General features: G+C 66.9%; 19 protein-coding genes. 14 read left to right on the top strand and 5 right to left on the bottom strand.

The window, feature by feature from the left end; translation table 11 throughout:
• Positions 1 to 205 precede the first annotated feature (205 nt).
• Positions 206 to 1954, top strand: a complete 1749-nt coding sequence (locus KIT86_RS19055; protein ID WP_297401261.1) for a tetratricopeptide repeat protein — start codon at positions 206 to 208, stop codon at positions 1952 to 1954.
• A gap of 28 nt (positions 1955 to 1982) precedes the next feature.
• Positions 1983 to 2897, top strand: coding sequence for a DMT family transporter (locus KIT86_RS19050; protein WP_297401259.1), 915 nt, complete (start codon positions 1983 to 1985; stop codon positions 2895 to 2897).
• A 14-nt stretch (positions 2898 to 2911) separates the two neighbouring features.
• Here KIT86_RS19050 and KIT86_RS19045 read toward each other — a convergent pair whose 3' ends face one another.
• Genes KIT86_RS19045 through KIT86_RS19035 form a run of 3 tightly spaced genes read right to left on the bottom strand, consistent with a single transcriptional unit; the run spans position 2912 to position 5489 of the window.
• The gene (locus KIT86_RS19045) at positions 2912 to 3370 is read right to left on the bottom strand and encodes an RNA-binding S4 domain-containing protein (RefSeq protein ID WP_297401257.1); all 459 of its coding nucleotides are present in this window, start codon (positions 3368 to 3370) and stop codon (positions 2912 to 2914) included.
• Entirely contained in the window at positions 3367 to 4758 is a 1392-nt protein-coding gene (locus tag KIT86_RS19040; protein ID WP_297401265.1) for a sensor histidine kinase, read from the bottom strand. Before KIT86_RS19040 ends, KIT86_RS19045 begins: the two co-directional genes overlap by 4 nt.
• A 56-nt stretch (positions 4759 to 4814) precedes the next feature.
• Entirely contained in the window at positions 4815 to 5489 is a 675-nt protein-coding gene (locus KIT86_RS19035; RefSeq protein ID WP_297401255.1) for a response regulator transcription factor, read from the bottom strand.
• Between the two features lie 143 nt (positions 5490 to 5632).
• Between KIT86_RS19035 and KIT86_RS19030 the strand changes: the two genes are divergently transcribed.
• The 4 genes from KIT86_RS19030 to KIT86_RS19015 all read left to right on the top strand — a co-directional run bounded on the left by KIT86_RS19030 (position 5633) and on the right by KIT86_RS19015 (position 9958).
• Positions 5633 to 6592: a tripartite tricarboxylate transporter substrate binding protein gene (locus KIT86_RS19030; protein ID WP_297401253.1), complete on the top strand. Its 960-nt coding sequence runs from the start codon at positions 5633 to 5635 to the stop codon at positions 6590 to 6592.
• A gap of 95 nt (positions 6593 to 6687) precedes the next feature.
• A complete protein-coding gene (locus KIT86_RS19025) occupies positions 6688 to 7218 on the top strand; it encodes a tripartite tricarboxylate transporter TctB family protein (RefSeq protein WP_297401251.1) in 531 nt (176 codons plus the stop codon).
• 22 nt (positions 7219 to 7240) lie between these two features.
• Positions 7241 to 8740 (top strand): tripartite tricarboxylate transporter permease, encoded by a 1500-nt coding sequence (locus KIT86_RS19020; protein ID WP_297401263.1) that lies wholly within the window; start codon positions 7241 to 7243, stop codon positions 8738 to 8740.
• 348 nt (positions 8741 to 9088) lie between these two features.
• Positions 9089 to 9958 (top strand): DUF6882 domain-containing protein, encoded by an 870-nt coding sequence (locus KIT86_RS19015; RefSeq protein ID WP_297401249.1) that lies wholly within the window; start codon positions 9089 to 9091, stop codon positions 9956 to 9958.
• Positions 9959 to 9978: 20 nt separating this feature from the next.
• Here KIT86_RS19015 and KIT86_RS19010 read toward each other — a convergent pair whose 3' ends face one another.
• Entirely contained in the window at positions 9979 to 11337 is a 1359-nt protein-coding gene (locus KIT86_RS19010; RefSeq protein ID WP_297401247.1) for a hypothetical protein, read from the bottom strand.
• Between the two features lie 176 nt (positions 11338 to 11513).
• Here KIT86_RS19010 and KIT86_RS19005 point away from each other — a divergent pair, with 176 nt between their 5' ends.
• The 8 genes from KIT86_RS19005 (at position 11514) to KIT86_RS18970 (ending at position 20065) form a co-directional block, all read left to right on the top strand.
• Positions 11514 to 12998 (top strand): sigma 54-interacting transcriptional regulator, encoded by a 1485-nt coding sequence (locus tag KIT86_RS19005; RefSeq protein WP_297401245.1) that lies wholly within the window; start codon positions 11514 to 11516, stop codon positions 12996 to 12998.
• 167 nt (positions 12999 to 13165) lie between these two features.
• Positions 13166 to 14374, top strand: coding sequence for a substrate-binding domain-containing protein (locus KIT86_RS19000; RefSeq protein ID WP_297401243.1), 1209 nt, complete (start codon positions 13166 to 13168; stop codon positions 14372 to 14374).
• Between the two features lie 147 nt (positions 14375 to 14521).
• Positions 14522 to 15283 (top strand): ABC transporter ATP-binding protein, encoded by a 762-nt coding sequence (locus KIT86_RS18995; RefSeq protein ID WP_297401241.1) that lies wholly within the window; start codon positions 14522 to 14524, stop codon positions 15281 to 15283.
• The gene (locus tag KIT86_RS18990) at positions 15280 to 16017 is read left to right on the top strand and encodes an ABC transporter ATP-binding protein (protein ID WP_297401239.1); all 738 of its coding nucleotides are present in this window, start codon (positions 15280 to 15282) and stop codon (positions 16015 to 16017) included. The genes KIT86_RS18995 and KIT86_RS18990 overlap by 4 nt, the downstream gene beginning before the upstream one ends.
• The gene (locus KIT86_RS18985; RefSeq protein WP_297401237.1) at positions 16014 to 17000 is read left to right on the top strand and encodes a branched-chain amino acid ABC transporter permease; all 987 of its coding nucleotides are present in this window, start codon (positions 16014 to 16016) and stop codon (positions 16998 to 17000) included. Before KIT86_RS18990 ends, KIT86_RS18985 begins: the two co-directional genes overlap by 4 nt.
• A 14-nt stretch (positions 17001 to 17014) precedes the next feature.
• A complete protein-coding gene (locus tag KIT86_RS18980) occupies positions 17015 to 18118 on the top strand; it encodes a branched-chain amino acid ABC transporter permease (protein WP_297401236.1) in 1104 nt (367 codons plus the stop codon).
• On the top strand, positions 18115 to 18981 hold the full coding sequence (locus KIT86_RS18975) for an alpha/beta hydrolase (protein WP_297401235.1): 867 nt from the start codon (positions 18115 to 18117) through the stop codon (positions 18979 to 18981). The genes KIT86_RS18980 and KIT86_RS18975 overlap by 4 nt, the downstream gene beginning before the upstream one ends.
• Before the next feature lie 190 nt (positions 18982 to 19171).
• Positions 19172 to 20065: a YihY/virulence factor BrkB family protein gene (locus KIT86_RS18970; RefSeq protein WP_297401234.1), complete on the top strand. Its 894-nt coding sequence runs from the start codon at positions 19172 to 19174 to the stop codon at positions 20063 to 20065.
• Here KIT86_RS18970 and KIT86_RS18965 read toward each other — a convergent pair.
• Positions 20062 to 20325 carry a hypothetical protein gene (locus tag KIT86_RS18965; RefSeq protein WP_297401233.1) on the bottom strand — a complete coding sequence of 88 codons (264 nt, stop codon included), beginning with the start codon at positions 20323 to 20325 and terminating at the stop codon, positions 20062 to 20064. The genes KIT86_RS18970 and KIT86_RS18965 overlap by 4 nt on opposite strands.
• Positions 20326 to 20652: the final 327 nt, after the last annotated feature.

The following is a 20652-nucleotide window of genomic DNA, read 5'->3' as shown; positions in this document are numbered from 1 at the left end:
TGACCGAGTGGCCGAAGGTGCTCCCCTGCTAAGGGAGTATGGGGTGTAGAGCCTCATCGAGGGTTCGAATCCCTCTCGCTCCGCCAGTATGGCCAGGCGCCCCAGACGCGGGCTTCTGAACATCAAGCCCCACCGCCCATGGCCGTGGGGCTTTTTCACGTCCCGCTGTGAGGGCCGTGACCGTTTTGATCGTCAAGGAGCCGCGATGAACGCTTCCCTCGCGCCCGCCCAGCAGATGCAGCTGGCGGTGCACTACCACTCGCAAGGCCTGCTGGACGCGGCGCGCTCGCTTTACGAGGGCGTGCTCAAGCAATTTCCGGCCGAGTTCGCGGTGCTGTATCACCTGGGCCTGCTGGAGTCCCAGGCTGGGCATCCTGAGCGCGCGGCGGGCTACTTCGGCCGTGCGGTGCAGTCCGCGCCTCAGAATGCCGACGCGCTGAACAACCTGGCGTTCACGCTGCAACAGCTGGGTCGGGACACCGAAGCGCTGGCAACTTATGAGCAGGCGCGGGCCTTGCTGCCCGAAGACGCCGACATCGCGATCAACCTCGGCCTGCTGCACAAGAAGCTGCAGCAGTTGCCCGAGGCCCTGGCCTGTTTCGAACGCGCCTTGCAGGCCCATCCTGCACACACCGCGCTGCTGTGCAACCAGGGCAACATGCTGCAGCGCCTCGGACGTCAGCCTGAGGCACTGGGCAGCTACGAAAAGGCATTGGAGGCCGAGCCCGACAATCCCGTGGTGCTGTGCAACCTCAGCAACGCGCTCAACGAACTCGCGCGGTACGACGAGGCCCTCTCGCGCGCCGAGCGCGCCACGCAGGCGCACCCCAAGCACGCCCAGGCCTGGGTGGAGCGCGGGAACGCACTCAGGCAGTTGGGCCGCATTCCCGAGGCCGTGGCCAGTTGCGAAAGGGCCATCGCGCTGGACCCGACGCTGGTCCAGGCGCACACCAACCTGGCGGCCATGGTGCTCAGCGACAGTGTGAACACCACCCAGGTCGTCGCCGCAGGACGCAAGAGCCTGGAGGTGTACCTGCACAGCGTGTACCGTGCGCCGACCTTGCGCCACGCGGGCCTGGCCCTCAGCGCCTTCCGGCTCAAGCACGACGTGCAGCAGGCGCAGTGGCTCCAGGCACACGGGCACGCAGTGCCCGGCCTGGCAGCGTTTCTCAAGACCGGCGGTGCGCTGCTGCAGCAGGCGAAAGATCTGCCGCCTGGCGGCACGCTGCGCGCCTCGGCCAAGGAGCTGTCGAGCCTGCAGGAGTTTCTGGCCACGCCCTGGATGCATGCCATGCCCGCCGTGCCTGCCGTGCTCAACCCTGACAACGACTGGCTCGCCCTGGAAGAGGCCTACCTGGCGGGCACCCCCGAAATCCTCACCATCGATCACTTCCTGTCCGAGCCGGCGCTCAAGGCCTTTCAAGATTTCGCTCATGCTTCGCGCGTGTGGCACGGCGAGTACGCCAACAGCTACCTGGGCGCCTTTGCCAACCGGGGCTTCAACAGCCCGCTGCATTTGCAGCTCGCGCGCGAACTCAAGCAGCGCATGCCGCGCGTGTTCAAGGATTACCTGCTGACCCAGCTCTGGGGCTTCAAGTACGAGCCTGCCGTGACGCGCGGGATCAACGTGCACGCCGACTTCGCCAAAGTCAACCTGAACTTCTGGATCGCTCCGAGCGAGCACAACCTCGACCCCGACAGCGGTGGGCTCAAGGTATACGACGTGCCGGCGCCAGCCGACTGGACCTTCGAGCAGTACAACGCCGACAGTGCCCGCATCTATGAATTCCTCGCGCAGCACAAGGCGGGTTGCGTGACGGTGCCGCACCGCTGCAACCGCGCGGTGCTGTTCAACTCGGCGCTGTTTCACGAGACCGACACCATCCGCTTCGTGGACCGCTACGAGGCCCGGCGCGTCAACATGACCTACCTGTTTGGCCAGCAGTTGCGATAGCAAGCAAGTCCTGATCGACAATCGGCGCATGACGTCCTCCGCCCATTCGCCTGCGGCCTTGAGCCGTGCGGCCTTCGCCACCCTGTTGCTCATCGCGTTCATGATGGGCGCGAACCATGTCGCTGCGCGCCTCGCTTTCGATCACGGCGTGAGCGTGGCCACGGCGGTGGCCTTTCGCAGCAGCGTGACGGCGCTGGTCGTCGCAGCCATCCTGCTGGTCTACCGGGTGCCCGTGCGTCTGCAGGCTCGGCACCGCAAGGCCTTGCCCGCCATCGGCCTGCTGGTGGGCGTGCAGAGTCTGTGCCTGTACGCCGCCGTGGCGCGATTGCCTGTGGCGCTGGCGCTGCTCGCCTTCAACACCTACCCTCTGTGGACGGCCTTGTGGGCGCGCCTGGTCTACCGCCAGCGGCCGCAGCCGCGGGTGCTCAAGGCCATGCCGGTGATGCTCATTGGCCTGGCGCTCGCGCTGGATGTCTTCGGCGCGGCCTCTGGCCTGGGCGCCTCGGGTCATTGGGCAAGGATCGGAGTCGGCGTGGCCTTTGCGCTTGCCGCGGCCGCCACCTTCGGCATGGCGCTGGTGTTGACGCAGCACGAAACGGGCGAGCTCGATGGCCGGCTGCGCACGGCGACCACCATGGCCATCGTGGCGGTCATGGCCATGATCGCGGCCAGCGCTCAGGGGGGACTGTCCCTGCCCACCGCGCCCACCGGCTGGTGGGGCCTGCTGGGCCTGACCTTCCTCTATGGCACCGCCTTCACCATCATGTTCACCGTGCTGCCCAAGCTTGGCGTGGTGGGCAATTCCGCCATCATGAACATCGAGCCCATTTTTGCGCTGGTGTTGGCCTGGGCAATTCTGGGGCAGTCCATCGCCGCCGTCCAGGTGGCCGGTGGCCTGGTTGTGGTCGCCACGGTGATGTGGCTGGGTTTGCGCAAGGCCTAGTCCGGGTCCCAGCCTCAATCTTCGTCGTCGAGCGAGGCGCTCCAGCGCTCGTTCCACTCCCCACGGGCAGGCGCACCGCGCAGATCCTCGATCTGGCGCCGATCGCGTTTGGTGGGGCGACCCATCGGCTGGCTGTGGGCGGGCTCGGGTGCCAGTCGCCGCTGCTCGGCGGCCTGGCTGCGCAGCAGGAGCGAGGCCGCCGTTTCTTCGTAGAGCAGGGCGGCAACCGGCGCGGGACCGCGCATGCCGCTCAATCCCCTGACGACCACGGTGCGCGTGTCCACGCCGATGCGCAGCTCCAGCACGTCGCCGGGCTTCACGTCGCGCGAAGGCTTGACCGGCAGGCCGTTGAGCCGGACGTGGCCTTTGTCGATGGCTTCGCTGCTCAGGCTTCGGGTCTTGTAGAAGCGCGCGGCCCAGAGCCATTTGTCCAGGCGGACCTTGCCGGAGGCGTTGTCTGTGTCAGGTTTCATGAATGGTCGGGCAATGTGACCAGGGGCAGGCGCACGATGGCGTCCAGCCCCATGACCTGGCCCAGGTGGGTGCGGTTGTTGAGTTCGATGCGGCCGTCCAGGGACAGCACGATCTCCCGGCAGATCGCCAGGCCCAGGCCAGAGCCCGACACGCCGGGGGCTTGCTGCTGATCCGTGACGAAGGGCTGGAACAGGCGCTCGCGCAGCGCGGGCGAGATGCCCGGGCCTTCGTCGCGCACGGTGAGTGTGGCGGACTGCGCGTCAACCGCCACGACCACCGACAGGTTGGCGCCCGTGGGCGTGTTCTTGATCGCGTTGTGCAGCAGGTTGCGGCTGAGTTCGCGCAAGGCCCATTCGTGGGCCTGCACCGGCGCGGCCTGGGTGTCGATCGAAAAGTCGATCGAGCGATCCGCGATCAACGCCGAGAGGTCGAGCGCCACCGCGCGCACCACCTGGGACCAGTCGATCACGGGCGGGCGACCGTCCTGGCGCAACTGCTCCACCTTCGCCAGCGCCAGCATCTGGTTGGCCAGTTCCGTGGCGCGATCGACTGTGTGGCCGATCTCCTCCAGAGCCTGCTGCGGCGGCACGTCGCCGCGACGCGCCGATTGCACCTGTGTTTTCAACACCGCCAGCGGGGTGCGCAACTGGTGCGAGGTGTCGCGCACGAAACGCTTCTGGTGTGCCAGCAGGTGAGAGAGCCGCTGCATGTGCTGGTTGGCCGCGTCCAGCAGCGGCAGCAGCTCGCGTGGCGCGCCTTCGGTGGGCAGCGGCGAGAGGTCGTTCTCACTGCGCAGGCCCAGCGCCTGGCTGAGCGCGCGCACCGGGCGCGTGGCGCGTTGCACCACGAAGACCACCACCAGCGCAATCACCACCACCAGCGCGGCCTGGCGCCACAGTGTGTCGATCAGGATCTGCCGCGCCAGCGTTTGGCGAAGCTCCAGCGTTTCAGCCACCTGAATGGTGGCCATGCCCTGCTCATACACGCCGGAGACCGGCTGCAACAGCACCGCCATGCGCACCGGCACGCCACGGTATTCGTCGTCGTAGAAGTTGACCAGGGCGGCGTAGAGGTTCTTCTGCGGGATGTCGCGGCGCCAGTCGGGCATGTCGCGAAAGCCGGAAACCATCTCGCCCTTGAGGCCGCTGACCCGGTAGAAGATGCGGCTGCGGTTGTCGGCCTCGAAGGCTTCGAGCGCCGAGTAGAGCAGGGTGGATTCCACCTGCACCTGGTCGCCTGCGCCGGTCACCCGCAGTTGTTCGCCGAGCGACTTCGCGGTGGCCAGCAGGGTGCGGTCGTAGGCGGTGTCGGCGGCGTCGAGCGCCTGCCGATACAGCACGACGGTGTTGATGATGACGAAGACGAACACCGGCAGCAGGATGCCCATGAGCAGCGTGCGGCGCAGCGACACCGCGCGCGGCCGTGGGGTCACCGGGGCGGGAGTCACGCCGTGGCCTTCAGCAGATAGCCCAGGCCGCGCAGCGTGACCAGTTGCGCGCCGGTGTGGGCGATCTTCTTGCGCAGGCGGTAGGCCACCACCTCGATGGCCTCCGGCTGCACCTGGCTCTCGCCCGGGAACACCAGCTCGAACAGGCGCTCCTTGGCGATGGCGTGGCCGGGCTTGCCCAGCAGGGCGTGCAACAGCGCCAGTTCGCGCGGGGCGAGTTCCATCGGCTGGCCTTCGAAGTAGACCGCGCCGCTGTCCTTCTCCACATGCATGCCGCACCACACCGGCGCTCGCGCGGCCTGATCGGCGTTGCCGGAGCGCCGCACCAGGGCCCGCACGCGTGCTTCGAGTTCGTCGAGGTCGAAGGGCTTGGGCATGTAGTCGTCCGCCCCGGTGTTCAGGCCGAGGATGCGGTCGCCCACCGTGCCGCGCGCGGTCAGCACAATCACCGGCGTGCTCAGGCCGGCGGCGCGCGCCTGGCTCAGCACTTCCAGCCCGTCCACCCCCGGCAGGCTCAGGTCAAGCAGCACCGCGTCGGGCAGGCTGGCCTGCCACAGCGCCAGGGCCCGGGCGCCGTCTTCACAACCCAGCACCTGAATGCCTCGCCGCTCGAAGCTGCGCCGCAGGGTGGTCTGCATCGTGGCGTTGTCTTCGATCAGGAGCAACTTCATGGCCTCCGATTATCGGCGTGGGGTGGGCATGCACCGGTCCGCGCCTGCGTCCTAGGGTTTCCCCCAATCAGAAGGACAGCGAACTGACAGCGTGCAGGCAGAAGATATGCACATCGGTCCAGCCATCCTCCAGGAGACAAGCCATGCGTCGCGACACCTTCCTCAAAACCCTTGCGGCCCTTGCCGCCGCCGGCGCGCTGCCCCAGGCGGCTTGGGCCAGTGCCAACATCAAGATGATGATCCCCGCCAACCCGGGCGGCGGCTGGGACGGAACCGGCCGCGCGCTGGGCGAAGCCATGCGCGATGCCGGTGTGGCCGCGTCGGTGACCTACGAGAACAAAGGCGGCGCGGCGGGAGCCATTGGCCTGGCCCAGTTCTACAACGCCAGCAAGGGCGATCCCAACGCGCTGATGGTGATGGGCGCCGTGATGCTCGGCGGCATCATCACCGGCAAGCCACCGGTGTCCATCACGCAGCTCACGCCCATCGCGCGCCTGAGCACCGAGTACAACGTGTTCGTGCTGCCAGCCAACTCGCCCTACAAGTCCATGAAGGACGTGGTCGAGCAGCTCAAGAAAGACCCGGGCAGCATCAAGTGGGGCGGCGGGTCGCGCGGCGCCACCGAGCACATCGCGGCGGCGCAGATCGCACAGCTGGTGGGCGTGCCCGCTTCCAAGATCAACTACGTGCCGTTCCGCGGCGGTGGCGAGGCCACGGCCGCCATCCTGGGGGGCAACGTCACCATCGGTGGCAGCGGCTACAGCGAATTCCAGCAGTACATCGAGAGCGGCAAGATGCGCGCCATCGCCATCACCTCGGCCCAGCGCGTCAAAGGCATCGACGTGCCCACGCTGAAAGAGCAGGGCATCGATGTGGAGATCGGCAACTGGCGCGGGGTTTACGGCGCGGCCGGCATCACCCAGGCCCAGCGCGATGCGCTCACCGCCATGGTCGTCAAGGCCACGCAGAGCAAGTCATGGGCGGCTGCCATCGAAAAGAACAACTGGACGCCCGCGCTGCTGACCGGCAAGGCCTTCGACGAGTTCGTCGACAAAGACTTCTCCTCGCTGCGCGCAACCATGGTGCGTGCCGGCATGGTCTGAGCCTGCCGCTGCGTGCGCTTCCTCGTGCACAGCGCCATGCCCTTCACCCTGGTCGGCTCGCGCACCAGGGTGATTCGTTTTGACAAGGACCCGTCATGAACCCCACTCCCCAGGCCGAGGCCGCGCCCGACCACCGCCCCGGCCAGTTGGCCATGGGCATCGGCGCGCTGGTCGTGGCCGCCGTGCTCGCCTATGGCGCGACCGCGATTCCCTCCGACGCCGGTTACGCCGGCGTCGGCCCCGACTTCCTGCCCTGGGTGGTGAGTGCTGCGCTGGCCATCTGTGGCGTGATGCTCATCTGGGAAGTGCGCACCGGCGGCTACCGGCACATGGAAGAACCGTCGGGCGCGCCGCGCGGTGACTGGCGGGCGCTGGCCTGGGTCTCGGCCGGCGTGCTGCTCAATGCGGCGCTCATCACCACCATCGGCTTCATCCTGAGCTGTGCGCTGTGCTTCGCCCTGGCCGTGCGCGGCCTGCGCGCCAGCGAGGGCAAGCCCATCGGCGATCTGCGCCAGAGCGTGAAGGATGCGGTCACCGGCATCGTCATCGCCGCGCCCGTGTACTGGCTGTTCACCAAGCTGCTGGCCGTGAACCTGCCCGGCCTCACCGCCAGCGGATGGATCTGAGCGCGAAGGCGGAACCGACATGATGGACACCCTCAACCAACTGCTCGCGGGCTTTGCCACCGCTGGCACCCCGATCAATCTGCTCTGGGCTTTCGCCGGCTGCGCCCTGGGCACCGCCATCGGCGTGCTGCCCGGTCTGGGCCCGGCCGTGACGGTCGCCATGCTGCTGCCCATCACCGGGCAGGTCGAGCCCACGGCCTCGATGATCTTCTTCGCCGGCATCTATTACGGTGCCATGTACGGCGGCTCCACCACCTCCATCCTGCTCAATACGCCGGGCGAGACCGGCACCATGGTCACCGCGCTGGAGGGCTTCAAGATGGCCAAGAGCGGGCGTGCGGGTGCCGCGCTGGCCACCGCGGCCATCGGCTCCTTCGTGGCCGGCACCATCGCCACCGTTCTGGTCACGCTGTTTGCACCCATGCTGGCCGAATTCGCCGTGAAGCTTGGCCCGCCCGAGTACTTCTGCCTGATGCTGCTGGCCTTCACCACCGTGAGCGCGGTGCTCGGCCAGAGCACCCTGCGCGGCCTCACCGCATTGTTCTTCGGCCTGGCGCTGGGCCTCATCGGCATCGACCAGATCACCGCCCAAGTGCGTTACACCGCGGGCATCCTGGAGTTCATGGACGGCATCGAGGTGGTGCTGGTGGCCGTGGGCCTGTTTGCCGTGGCCGAAGCGCTCTACAACGCGCTCTATGAGGGCGGCAGCGAGGCCAGCATGAACAAGATGAACAAGGCTCACATGACGCGCAGCGAATGGCGCCGTTCCTGGCCGGCCTGGTTGCGCGGCACCGCCATCGGTTTTCCCTTCGGGACCATCCCGGCCGGCGGCACCGAAATACCCACCTTCCTGAGCTACGCCACCGAGCGCAAGCTTGCTGCCCCCGAGCACAAGGCCGACTTCGGCACCGTGGGCGCCATCGAAGGTGTGGCGGGACCGGAGGCCGCCAACAACGCGGCTGTCACCGGCACCCTGGTGCCGCTGCTCACGCTGGGCATTCCCACCTCGGTGACGGCGGCCATCCTGCTCAGCGCCTTGCAGAACTACGGCATCAACGCCGGTCCACAGCTGTTCCAGACCTCGTCTGCGCTCGTCTGGGCGCTGATCGCATCGCTCTACATCGGCAACGTCATGTTGCTGGTGCTCAACCTCCCCATGGTCGGTCTGTGGGTCAAGCTGCTGAAGATTCCGCGCCCGCAGCTCTACGCGGGCATCCTGATCTTCGCCACCGTGGGTGTCTACGGCATGCGCCAGAGTGCCTTCGACCTCTTCCTCATGTACGGCCTGGGCTTGCTCGGTGTGGTGATGCGCCGCTACGACTTCCCCACCGCACCGGTGATCGTGGGCCTGATTCTCGGGCCCATGGCCGAAGCCCAGATGCGCAACGCCCTGTCCATCGGCGAAGGCAGCTTCATGGTCTTCCTGCAGCGCCCCATGTCGGCCACCTTGCTGGCCGTGGTGCTGGTGGTGCTGGTGTTGCCTCGCCTGCTGGCCCGGCTCAAAGGGCCAGCCGGGCGCTAGCCCGCGCCCCTGGCCTCCCCCTGGCTAGGGGAATCCCTCGCCCGGGCGCGCGGGATTGTCACCTGCGCGCAACGGCGCAGCCACCCCGCGTCCTGGTGCGGACGCCATCATGCCGGCCTCGCTTGGAACCAAGTGCGGATGGCTGGAATGAAGGGCTGCGTGATGCTCACGAAGCACGGCCGGCCTTGAGGTCAACGTCCTCCCGAATCGTCAAGCCTGTCAGTTTTGACAGGCGTTGGACGGCACTTTTGCCCGAGGCCAGCATGGCCGCCCATGAATGACGTGGGATGGCAGACCCGCCTTCGCCCGTTGACTCCAAGGCAACTTCGTGAGGTTCGGGTTTCCGCAATGAACACTTCCAGAACTGTTGAACAGGCGCATCAGGAACTGAAAAACGCCTGCCTCGCCTTCATTCGGGGGCGGCCGTGGGACTCCGTCACCTGCCACGCGGTCATCCTGAACAAGATGGCGCGGATCAGCATCTATCTGGTTCACCAGAACCAGATCGAGAGAAAACGGCTGGCGTGGACCGGCGCGTCCACGGCACCGGAAGATGCCGTGCTTTTCCTGCGCGACGATCTTCTGAACAGCACGGGCGAACGCATGTGGGGCCTGACCTTCACGCTCTACCCCGACGGCAATTTCAACATCGAGTTCGACTGCAAACAGCCCAAGGGCCACGAAGCCGCCTTGACCCAGGCAGACGCCTTGTCCGTCGAAGAGCGGCTGCCTCACGCCTGGGACAGGATGGCCGCGGCGCTGTCCTCGCACCAGTCTTTCGAGGAGCAATGGCTGGCCACCGCAATGGGCTGGCTGGAGAAGCAGACCGCCAAGCACCGCCAGCAGTGGGGCCTGGGCAGCGAGACCCAATGGCACCTCGACATGAACGAAGGCCGCGTGCGCTGGAGCTTCGCGGACGGCCGCGTGATGCAGGCGCCTGCGCAGGTGGTCGGCACCTACTGCCCGAAGGAGCGTCGCTTCACCTGGGGGTGGGAACACCCCTCGGTGCCAGAGGCGCTGCAAAGGGCCGCGCTCCAGGTGCGAGCCCTCGGCTTTGACCGGTGGGTCACGCGCGTGGTGGACTGCTCGCACGATGAAGCCTGGCAATTCGCGGCCATGGCCGCTCAGCACGACGGTGCGGCCGGGGCCTATCGGGGCGACAGCGAGGGCACCTGGATGTACCTGAGTTTCGATGAGCCCAGGGCCGTGACGGGGTGAGGGCCGCGCGGTCGGTGACCTCAGGCGGTCGCCACGCCTGCGAGCGCGGACCAGTCGCCCTCAAAAAGCATGCGCTCCAGCCAGCGGCCGGCCTGAGCCGTGTCGTGGCCTTGAGCGAGCAGAAAGACGGCGTCTCGATCCGGCTGAGAAACACCGAGTTGCTCCAGCAGGCCGTGCAGCCACGCCGCTTCACCCTGTTGAATGTGTTCAATCAGGCAATGGATGGCGTAGTAAGGGTTGTCTGCCGCCACATTCAGTTGGGCAGCCGTCCGGCCCTCTGAGCGGGCCGACCGGTCGAGGGCCTCGACGAACGCCGGGTCGCTGAAGTCGATGCGCTGGGCCATCTCTCGCCGGTTCGCCTCACGGGTCGAGAGGAACGAGCAGACACCGCGGTACACCCGGTAGCCGGCATAGGCCAGGCCGGTGGCGATGGCGACGAATGCCAGCGGGGGAAAGAGGAACGCCAGCGCGCTGAAAACCAGGGCCGCGATGCCGGTGATGGTTTCCACCCGTGCCCGGGTTCGCTTGTCGAGGGCTTGCTGCAGCGCGTGCTTGCGTTGGCGGCAAACGTGTTGGATCACATGGGTCTGCAGCGGTGTGGGATGGTCGGCAGGGGGGTGGCTTTCGACCTGGTGCAGGGCGCTTCGGGCCCGACGCACCATCGCACTCGCCGAGTGCCATTTGAAGATGCCTGCCAAGACCTGGAATGCCGACCCCAGGACACCCACGATGCTCGCGGCCAGGGAGATCCAGGCGCTGGCCTTGAAGGCCAGCTTGAGCACCGACAACAGGCGCGATGTCCAGGACACCGCGGTGTAGCGGATCACATCCACGATCTGCTCCGGCGCCTGCCGGATCGCCGTGTTCAGCTGGACCAGGGAGGAGCGCGCGCTCCAGGCCTCGCGAGCCGCGTCGCACAACGGGCGCGCCAGCGAAGGATTTGCCGCGCCATGCCGCCAGCGTCGGTGGGCCTCATCCAATGCAAGCTGGCCTTGTTGGAATGCGTCGTGAGTGGCGTGCCGGTTCGACAGCGCCCGGCAGGTGTTGGACAGGTGCTTGATCGCCGTGCCCGTTTCGATGGCCCCGCCCACTCCGTGGATCGCTTGAAAGGCGCCCAGAGCTTCCACCGGAAAATCGTCCCCGATCGGCGCGCTGTTTTCGTGCCCGGTTTGCTCCAGCGGTGTCCTGCCCAGACCCGAGGCTACGCCTTGCGGACCGCGGGTCAGGTAGGCGATGCCGCCCACCGCATCGAGCTGCGAATGCAGTCGGCGGGCAATACCCACACCCTCCTGGTGCCCGGGGTCCGCGCACGCCAGCGGGGTGTTCGTGAACGCCCCCACGCCTGCCCGCGCGGGGCTGCGCTCGCGTGGGTCGTTCATGGGCCCATTCGTCTGTTCGTGCAAGGCGGGTGGGAGAACCGGCAGGCCAAGGGCAGGGGAAAACAACATGGGCGTCATCGCGGCGTTGGAAGTCAGAACGCGGCGAATCGTAGTTCTAAGTTATTACTTTTCCGTGACAGAGCCTGCTTGAAGAAGGGCAGGGTTACCATGCCGCCATGACCCGGGACAACCGCCTGCCGCGCGACGCGCAAAGCATCCTCGAACTGGCCGCGAGGTCGATGTTCGATCTGTTTGCCAACGCCAGCGAAGGCATGATGCTGGTGGACCGGGACGCGCGCGTGGTCTGGATCAACGACCAATACCGCCGCTTCCTGCCCGCGCTGGGCTTCGAGCGCGAGGAAGACTTCGTCGGCCACCCGGTCTCGCGCGTGGTGCAGAACACGCAGATGCACCAGGTGCTGGCCACCGGCAAGCCCATCCTGATCGATCTGTTGACCAACCGCGCGGGCACCTTTGTCGTGAGCCGCATCCCGCTGCGCGACGACGCGGGCGAAGTGATCGGGGTGCTGGGCATCGTGTTGTTCGACCACCCCGAAACCACGCTGCAGCCCCTCATCAGCAAGTTCGCGCGCTTGGAGCAGGACCTGAGCGAGGCGCGGCGCGAGCTCGCGAGCCAGCGACGCAGCAAGTACACCTTCGCCAGCTTCGTGGGCAGCAGTGCCGCCGCGCTGGAGGTCAAGCGCCAGGCCCGGCGTGCCGCGCAATCGGCCAGCCCGGTGCTGCTGCTGGGGGAGACCGGCACGGGCAAGGAACTGCTTGCGCACGCCATCCACGCGGCCTCGCCGCGGGCAGGCCGCTCCTTCGTCAGCGTGAACATGGCGGCCGTGCCCGACACACTGCTGGAGGCCGAGTTCTTCGGGGTGGCGCCCGGTGCCTACACCGGCGCCGACAAAAAGGGGCGCGATGGCAAGTTCAAGCTGGCCGATGGCGGCACGCTGTTCCTCGATGAGCTGGGCGACATGCCGATGTCCGTGCAGGTCAAGCTGTTGCGCGCCTTGCAGGAAGGCGAGATCGAGCCGCTGGGCTCGAACAAGCTGGTGCGCTTCGACGTGCGCGTGGTCGCCGCCACCTCGCGCGACCTGCAGCAAATGGTGCGCGATGGCAGCTTCCGTGAAGATCTCTATTACCGCCTCAACGTGCTGCCCATCCGCGTGCCGCCGCTGCGCGAGCGTCAGGACGACATCGCACTGCTGATCGAGGCCCTGTGCGAAGACATCGCCGCACGCGGCGGCGGCGCGCAGCTGGAGCTGACCGCCGACGCTCAGGCCCTGCTGGCCGCGCAGCCCTGGCGCGGCAACATCCGCGAACTGCGCAACGTGCTGGAGCAACTCGCATTGCGCAGCGACTCGCACCACATCGCGGCCGCGCAGGTGGGCGCGGTGCTGCAGGAAGCCGGCCTGCCCGCGCTGGCACCGGCCGCCGTCTTGGGCAAGGCTGTGCCGCGCACGGCGCAAGAGGGCGGGCTGCGCCCTTTGCCCGAGCAGATCGCCGAGCTGGAGCAGCGCGCGATCGCGCAGGCGCTGGCCCGCACCGGCGGCAACCGCACCGCCGCCGCGAAGCTGCTCGGCATTTCACGCGCCAGCCTGTACGACCGCCTTGCCGCACAAGGCAATGCGTCTGAATTTCAGACGATTGCCTGAAATTCAGACGGCTTCGCGCTGTGTGACTGTCTGAAAGTTGGACAGTTGCCCTGCCGCATGGAAGAATATCCTTTGAAATCAAAGGCCTGCACGCCTGGCACGAAGTCTGCGATAAGGAACGCACGGCGCACCGCGCTGTGACGATCCTTCCAACCAGGAGACAAGACATGACACACACCACCCGCCGCCTGGCGGTCATCGCGCTCGCGTGCACCGCAGCGCTGGGCACCTCCCTCGCATCGGCCCAGGCCAACAAAGGCGAAATCCGCATCGCCCACATTCACAGCAAGACCGGCCCGCTGGAGGCCTATGCCAAGCAGACCCAGGCCGGCCTGATGATGGGCCTGAGCTACGCCACCGGTGGCACCATGATGGTTGGTGGCAAGAAGATCGTCGTGATCGAGAAGGACGACCAGGGCAAGCCCGACGTGGGCAAGAGCCTGCTGGCCGCCGCCTACGCCGACGACAAGGTCGACCTGGCCATTGGCCCGACCGCTTCGCCCGTGGCCCTGGCCATGCTGCCCGTGGCCGAGGAATACAAGAAGATCCTGCTGGTCGAGCCTGCCGTGGCCGACTCGATCACCGGCGACAAGTGGAACAAGTACATCTTCCGCACCGGCCGCAACAGCAGCCAGGACGCCGCCGCCAACGCCGTGGCGCTGGACCAGCCGGGCAACGTGATCGCCATGCTGGCCAACGACAACGCCTTCGGCCGCGATGGCGTGAAAGCCGCCAAGGACTTCACCAAGAAGGCCAAGATCGTCCATGAGGAATACCTCCCCGTGGGCACGACGGACTTCACCGCCGGCCTGCTGCGCATCGTCGACAAACTCAAGGACCAGCCGGGCACCAAGTACATCTCGGTGGGCTGGTCGGGCGCGCCCACACCCTTCGGCAAGATCGCCGAGATGGAGCTGGACAAGCGCTATGGCATCAAGCTCGCCACCGGTGGCAACATCCTGCCGGCCATGGTCGCCTACAAGCAGTTCCCAGGCATGGAGGGGGCGCTGTACTACTACTTCGGCATCCCCAAGAACCCGGTGAACGACGCCATGGTGGCCGAGCACTACAAGCAGTTCAAGTCGCCACCCGACTTCTTCACCGCCGGTGGCTTCTCGGCCGCCATGGCCGTGGTGACCGCGCTGAAGAAGACCAACGGCGACACCAAGACCGACACGCTCATCAAGACCATGGAAGGCATGAGCTTCGAGACGCCCAAGGGCACGATGACCTTCCGCAAGGAAGACCACCAGGCGATGCAGAGCATGTACCACTTCAAGATCAAGGCCGACCCGGCGTTTGCCTGGGGTGTGCCCGAGCTGGTGCGCGAGATCAAGCCTTCGGATCTCGACATCCCCATTCGGAACAAGCGCTGAGCGCTTGACCCCCTGCGCCGCTGACGCGGCTTCCCCCTGAAAGGGGGACAACACGTGCGGCCCGGCGAAGCCGGTTCCGCCGTGTTCCTGGATGTTCGCCGCACTTGCGGCTCACGGCATACCGCTGCCTTCTGCGGAGAGTCCTTCATGCTTGAAACCCAAGACCTCACGGTCCGCTTCGGCGGGCACGTGGCGGTGAATGCCGTCTCGTGCGCGTTCGCGCCCGGCACGCTCACCGCCATCGTCGGCCCCAACGGCGCGGGCAAGACCACCTACTTCAACCTCATCTCGGGCCAGATCAAGGCCAGCGCCGGACGCGTGCTGCTTGGCGGCAAGGACATCTCGGCGCTGGGTGCACCGGCGCGTGCGCAGGCCGGCCTGGGCCGTGCGTTCCAGCTCACCAACCTGTTCCCCAACCTCACGGTGCAGGAGAACGTTCGGCTGGCCGTGCAGGCGAGGGCGCGCGCGGGCCTGAACCTGTGGCGCATCTGGAGCGACCGGCGCGACCTGTTGCAGCGCGCCGACGAGGTGCTGGAGACCGTGGCGCTGGCCGACAAGCGCGACGCGCTTGCCTCCAGCCTGCCTCACGGCGACCAGCGCAAGCTGGAAGTCGGCATCCTCATGGCGCTGGAGCCTCAGGTCTTCATGTTCGATGAACCCACTGCCGGCATGAGCGTCGACGAGGTGCCCGTGATCCTGAACCTCATTCGCAAGCTCAAGGAAGACAAGAGCAAGACCATCCTTCTGGTCGAACACAAGATGGACGTGGTGCGCGAACTCTCGGACCGCATCATCGTGCTGCACAACGGCGAACTCGTGGCCGATGGCGAACCCGCCACCGTGATTGCCTCGCCCGTGGTGCAGCAGGCCTACCTCGGCATCAACCCGGAAGAAGAGGTGAACGCATGAGCGCAGACCTGTTGACGCTCAAGGGCGTGCATACCCACATCGGTGCGTACCACATCCTTCATGGTGTGGACCTCGCCGTGCCCGCCAACCAGCTCACCATGCTGCTGGGCCGCAACGGCGCGGGCAAGACCACCACGCTGCGAACCATCATGGGCCTGTGGCACGCCAGCCAGGGCACGGTGACGCTCGACGGCCAGGACATCACGCAACGCCCCACGCCCGACATCGCACGCAGCGGCGTGGCCTACGTGCCCGAAAGCATGGGCATCTTCGCGGACCTCTCGGTGCGCGAAAACATGCTGCTGGCCGCGCGCGGCGCGCGCAGTCTCGATGACATCGACACCCACCGCCTCGAATGGATCTTCGGCCTGTTCCCTGCCATGAAGAAATTCTGGCTGCACCCGGCCGGCAAGCTCAGTGGCGGGCAGAAGCAGATGCTCGCTGTCTCGCGCGCCATCGTCGAACCGCGCAAGCTGCTGCTGATCGACGAGCCCAGCAAGGGCCTGGCGCCCGCGATCATCCAGAACATGATCGCGGCCTTCCGCGAACTCAAGGCGGCCAAGACCACCATCCTCCTGGTCGAGCAGAACTTCAACTTCGCGCGCCAGCTCGGCGACAGCGTGGCCGTGATGGACGACGGCCGCGTCGTGCACAGCGGCCCCATGGCCGAACTCGCGGCCGATGAGTCGCTGCAATCCAAGCTGCTCGGCCTCTCCCTGGGAGCACATCAATGAAACTCAACGCTGACTTCGACTGGAAGCCGCTGGCCCTCGTGCCCGCGCTGGCGCTGCTGGCGCTGCCCGCGGTGGGCAGCCCGTCCACCTGGATCACGCTCACCGTGGCCGGCCTGGCCATGGGCATGATCGTCTTCATCATCGCCTCCGGCCTCACGCTGGTCTTCGGCCTCATGGACGTGCTCAACTTCGGCCACGGCGTGTTCATCGCGCTCGGTGCTTTCGTGGCCACCACCGTGCTCGCCAGCATGGGCAGCTACACCACGGCCGACAGCCTCTGGCTCAACCTCATGGCCCTGCTGCCCGCCATGCTGGTGGCGATGGCCGTGGCCGGTGCGTTGGGCTGGGTGTTCGAGCGGCTCATCATCCGCCCGGTGTACGGCATGCACCTCAAGCAGATCCTCATCACCATGGGCGGCATGATCATTGGCGAAGAGATGATCAAGGTCATCTGGGGCCCCGGCCAGATCGCGCTGCCGCTGCCCGAGAGCCTGCGAGGCTCCTTCATCCTGGGCGATGCCTCGGTGGAGAAGTACCGCCTGCTCGCCGTGCTCGTGGGCGCTGCCGTGTTCGCGGCCATGGTGTGGACGCTCAACCGCACCAAGGTGGGCCTGCTGGTGCGCGCGGGCGTGCAGGACCGCGAGATGGTCGAGTCCCTTGGCTACCGCATCCGGCAACTCTTCATCGGCGTGTTCGTGGTCGGCAGTGCGCTGGCCGGCCTGGGTGGCGTGATGTGGGGCCTGTACCAGCAGACCGTGCTGCCGCAGATGGGCGCGCAGGTCAACGTGCTGATCTTCATCGTCATCATCATCGGCGGCCTGGGCTCCACACTGGGCGCGCTCATCGGCGCGCTGCTGGTGGGCCTGATGGCCAACTACACCGGCTTCCTGGCGCCCAAGGTCGCGCTGTTCTCCAACATCGCGCTCATGGTCGCCATCCTGCTGTGGCGCCCGCAGGGCGTGTACCCGGTCACGAACCGATAAGAAGGAGCCGAACCATGTTGTCCCGTCTCCTCTCCAACGACCTCCCACGCAGCCGCTGGCTGGTCGCCTTGCTGATCGTGCTCTTCCTGGGCCTGGCCTTCGCGCCATTCCTGTTTCCGGGCGTGAAGGCGCTCAACGTGGCCGCGAAGGTGCTGATCTTCGTCGCGCTGGTGGCCAGCTTCGACCTGCTGCTGGGCTACACCGGCATCGTCAGCTTTGCGCACACCATGTTCTTCGGCATCGGCGCGTACGGCGTAGCCATCGCGCTCAACGCGGCCGAGACGCCTTCGTGGGGCGCCATCGCGGTGGGGGTGCTCGGCGCGCTGCTGGTTTCGCTGGTGCTCTCGCTGCTCATTGGCCTGTTCTCGCTGCGGGTGCGCGCGATCTTCTTCGCCATGATCACGCTTGCCGTGGCCTCGGCCTTTCTCACGCTGGCCTCGCAGCTCTCCGACTTCACCGGCGGTGAAGACGGCCTGACCTTTCGCGTGCCCGAGCTGCTCTCGCCCGGCTTCACGCTCACCGAAGAGCCGCTGCAGACGCCCCTGGGCGAGGTGGATCTGAATGGCCGGCTGATCACCTACTACCTGATCTTCCTGGCCGTCACCGCGATCTTCCTCACCATCCTGCGCATCGTGAACTCACCCTTTGGCCGCGTGCTGCAGGCCATTCGAGAGAACGACTTCCGCGCCGAGGCGCTGGGCTACCGCACCGTCGTCTACCGCACGCTGTCCAACGTGTTGTCGGCCTCGTTCGCCACGCTCGCGGGTTGCCTGCTCGCGCTTTGGTTGCGCTACAACGGCCCGGACACCTCGCTCTCGTTCGAGATCATGCTGGACATCCTGCTCATCGTCGTCATCGGCGGCATGGGCACACTCTACGGCGCGTTCATCGGCAGTGTGCTCTTCGTGGTGGCGCAAAGTTACCTGCAAGACCTGCTGCGTTTGGCCGGCAGCGCCACCGAAGGCATGCCGCTGTTGCCCGCGCTGCTCACACCCGACCGCTGGCTGCTCTGGCTGGGCGTGCTCTTCGTGTTGTCGGTGTATTACTTTCCCACCGGCATCGTGGGCAAGCTGCGCGAGCGCGCCTCGCTGGCGCGGCTGAAAGGCGGTCGGTCATGAACACCACCCCCGCCCTGACCCCCCGCTCGCGCTACCTCACCTGCGAGGGCCGCGAAATCCACTTCATGGACTGGGAACCCGAGGTGCCCACGGGGCAAATCGTCATTGCCTGGCACGGCCTGGCCCGCACCGGGCGCGACATGGACCCACTGGCCGCACACCTGTGCGCGCAGGGCGTGCGCGTGATCTGCCCCGACACCATCGGGCGCGGCCTCTCGGAATGGAGCCCGAACCCCGAAGCCGAGTACTGCCTGGACTTTTACTCGCGCATCGCCACCTCGCTGGTGGATCAGCTCGTCATCAAGCGCTTTCACTGGGTCGGCACATCCATGGGCGGTGCCATTGGCATGGTGTGCGCAGCCGGGCCATTGCACGGGCGCATCGAGCGGCTGGTGCTCAATGACATCGGTCCCAAGCTGGCCGACGCGGCGGTGCAGCGCATCCGAAGCTACGCCGGCAACCCGGCGGCCTTCCACACCGTGAGCGAGCTGGAGCAGTACTTCCGCACCGTGTACAAGCCGTATGGCTACCTGAGCGACGCGCAGTGGCGCCTGCTCACCGAAAGCTCGGCGCGGCGCTTGCCCGATGGCCGAGTGACGCCGCACTACGACCCGGCCATGGTGATGCAGTTCAGCCACCACCCAGCCGACTACGACCTGTGGCCCACTTACGACCGGATCGACGTGCCGGTGTTGTGCCTGCGCGGCGCGGACTCGGACCTGCTGCTGGCCGACACGGCCGAAGCCATGCGCGATCGCGGGCCGCGAGCGCTCGTGGTGACGATTGCCGGGTGTGGGCATGCGCCCGCGCTCAACGTGCCGGAGCAGTTCGAACTGGTGCAGCGGTTTCTGGCGGGACATTGAACCGCCGGCTAAGCCGCCATAGGGACTTTGGGCACCCCCACTGTGGCAGCCCGCATCCATTGCCCATGCGGTTCGCAGGTGGGTGGCGTGGGCAACCGTTGCAGGCGCCGACCTCCGCTACGATCGGGTCTTCTCGGTCATTTGGTGACGTTGGTGCTTCCATGAACCGTTCTGACTCCAACAGCTTGCCATGAGCGGGCTTCGCAAGGCAAAAGGTCGCATCCAGCGCGCGGTGCTCGGCACGCCGGGTCTGCGTGTGCTGGTGCTGGCGGTGCGCAATTACATCCTGCACCAGAGCGCCAACCAGGCCGGCAGCCTGGCGTTTTCGTCGGTGCTGGCCATGTTCCCGCTGTTGATCCTGTTGTCCGCTTCGGCGGGCTACCTGGGCAGTCCGGGGGATGCAGCGGCCCTGGTCAGCCGCGTGGTGGGTTACACGCCGCAGATGGTGCGCGATGCGATGCAGCCCGTCATCGAGCAGGTGCTGGCCCAGCGCAACCAGGCGCTCCTGGCCGTGGGCGTGCTGGTGACGTTGTGGACGGCTTCATCGGGCATGCAGGCGATCCGCTCCGCGCTGAACCGCGCCTATGGGATCGAGCGTGGCTTGCCGTTCTGGAAGGCGCGCATCAAGGTCACCCTCTTCACGGTGGTGGTGGGCTCGGGTGTGCTGCTGGCGTTCAGTTCGGTGGTCGTGATGCCGTATGTGTGGATGCTCCTGGCGGAAAACGTGGGCGTCGGGCAGGAATCCCTCTGGGCGCGCCACAGCGTGCGCTACGGCTCGGCGTTCCTGGTGCTCGCCATCTTGTATGCCCTGATGTACGGCTGGCTGCCGGACACCCGCCAACGGCTCTACACCGTGATCCCCGGCGCCCTGGTGGGCGCCGCCATGTGGGTCGGGGCGGCGGCGACCCTTTCGTACACCTTGCGCACAGCCGGCAAGCTGGCCTTGCTCTACGGCAGTTTCGCGGGCGTGGTGGCCACGTTGGTCTTCCTGTACATCAGCGCCACCACCTTGATCTTCGGTGCCGAGATCAACGGAGTGCTCCGAAACCGGCTGGAGCGGGGCGACGAACCCTCGCCCCCTTAACGGATGCGCCGGCCCAGCGGTGTGAAGCGCAACAGCTTGCTCAAACCGTCGCGGCCGCTCGCAGCCCGGCCCACCAGGGCGGTGGCCGCCAACATGCCGGCCGTTCGCACGACCACCGACGGGCTCCTGCGCGTCAGCGCCCAGGCCGCGATGCCCGCACCCAACACGAACCAGTGCTCGCCCGGGGCACTGGCGCGCGCATCGTCCTTTGCTTTGGCCCGCTCGACGAGCGAACCCTGAGTTCTGGTACGGGTGGCCACAAGGCATCTCCTTCAGTCATCGAGACTCCACCTTATCGCGGCGGCGAAGGAGGCGGTGTAGGACGACTTCGCGACCTCGCGCCTGCCGCGCCGTTTCAGAACCTGCGCGCTGCCCGCCGGAGCTTCTCCTTCGGGCGACCCTGGTCCAGCTCGTCGATCAGCTTGTCCAGCCAGCGGATGATGTCATCCGCTTCCTCTTTCGTCCGGCTGTGCGTGGGCCTGGTCTGGCCTGTTGAAAACCTCGTTCAGGCCTTTGCGCCCAGCGCCAAAGCCCGCTCGCGGGTGGCCTGCAGCTCCATCGGGTTGTCCGCGGCCTTCGTGGGCCAG

Origin of the sequence: Hydrogenophaga sp. (genome assembly GCF_026125825.1) — a bacterium.
Classification (GTDB): domain Bacteria; phylum Pseudomonadota; class Gammaproteobacteria; order Burkholderiales; family Burkholderiaceae_C; genus Hydrogenophaga.
Note: the sequence above shows the minus strand (reverse complement) of the source record. Positions and strands in the feature narration are given on the sequence as shown.

Bases quoted from the DNA above. Each gene is read 5' to 3' on its own strand.
- KIT86_RS19025 (WP_297401251.1), top strand. From the start codon at position 6,688: ATGAACCCCACTCCCCAGGCCGAGGCCGCGCCCGACCACCGCCCCGGC.
- KIT86_RS18990 (WP_297401239.1), top strand. From the start codon at position 15,280: ATGAGCGCAGACCTGTTGACGCTCAAGGGCGTGCATACCCACATCGGT.
- KIT86_RS19010 (WP_297401247.1), bottom strand. From the start codon at position 11,337: ATGAACGACCCACGCGAGCGCAGCCCCGCGCGGGCAGGCGTGGGGGCG.
- KIT86_RS18970 (WP_297401234.1), top strand. From the start codon at position 19,172: ATGAGCGGGCTTCGCAAGGCAAAAGGTCGCATCCAGCGCGCGGTGCTC.
- KIT86_RS19030 (WP_297401253.1), top strand. From the start codon at position 5,633: ATGCGTCGCGACACCTTCCTCAAAACCCTTGCGGCCCTTGCCGCCGCC.
- KIT86_RS19045 (WP_297401257.1), bottom strand. From the start codon at position 3,370: ATGAAACCTGACACAGACAACGCCTCCGGCAAGGTCCGCCTGGACAAA.
- KIT86_RS18995 (WP_297401241.1), top strand. From the start codon at position 14,522: ATGCTTGAAACCCAAGACCTCACGGTCCGCTTCGGCGGGCACGTGGCG.
- KIT86_RS18985 (WP_297401237.1), top strand. From the start codon at position 16,014: ATGAAACTCAACGCTGACTTCGACTGGAAGCCGCTGGCCCTCGTGCCC.
- KIT86_RS19020 (WP_297401263.1), top strand. From the start codon at position 7,241: ATGGACACCCTCAACCAACTGCTCGCGGGCTTTGCCACCGCTGGCACC.
- KIT86_RS19000 (WP_297401243.1), top strand. From the start codon at position 13,166: ATGACACACACCACCCGCCGCCTGGCGGTCATCGCGCTCGCGTGCACC.
- KIT86_RS19015 (WP_297401249.1), top strand. From the start codon at position 9,089: ATGAACACTTCCAGAACTGTTGAACAGGCGCATCAGGAACTGAAAAAC.
- KIT86_RS19040 (WP_297401265.1), bottom strand. From the start codon at position 4,758: ATGGGCATCCTGCTGCCGGTGTTCGTCTTCGTCATCATCAACACCGTC.
- KIT86_RS18980 (WP_297401236.1), top strand. From the start codon at position 17,015: ATGTTGTCCCGTCTCCTCTCCAACGACCTCCCACGCAGCCGCTGGCTG.
- KIT86_RS19035 (WP_297401255.1), bottom strand. From the start codon at position 5,489: ATGAAGTTGCTCCTGATCGAAGACAACGCCACGATGCAGACCACCCTG.
- KIT86_RS19055 (WP_297401261.1), top strand. From the start codon at position 206: ATGAACGCTTCCCTCGCGCCCGCCCAGCAGATGCAGCTGGCGGTGCAC.
- KIT86_RS19005 (WP_297401245.1), top strand. From the start codon at position 11,514: ATGACCCGGGACAACCGCCTGCCGCGCGACGCGCAAAGCATCCTCGAA.
- KIT86_RS18975 (WP_297401235.1), top strand. From the start codon at position 18,115: ATGAACACCACCCCCGCCCTGACCCCCCGCTCGCGCTACCTCACCTGC.
- KIT86_RS19050 (WP_297401259.1), top strand. From the start codon at position 1,983: ATGACGTCCTCCGCCCATTCGCCTGCGGCCTTGAGCCGTGCGGCCTTC.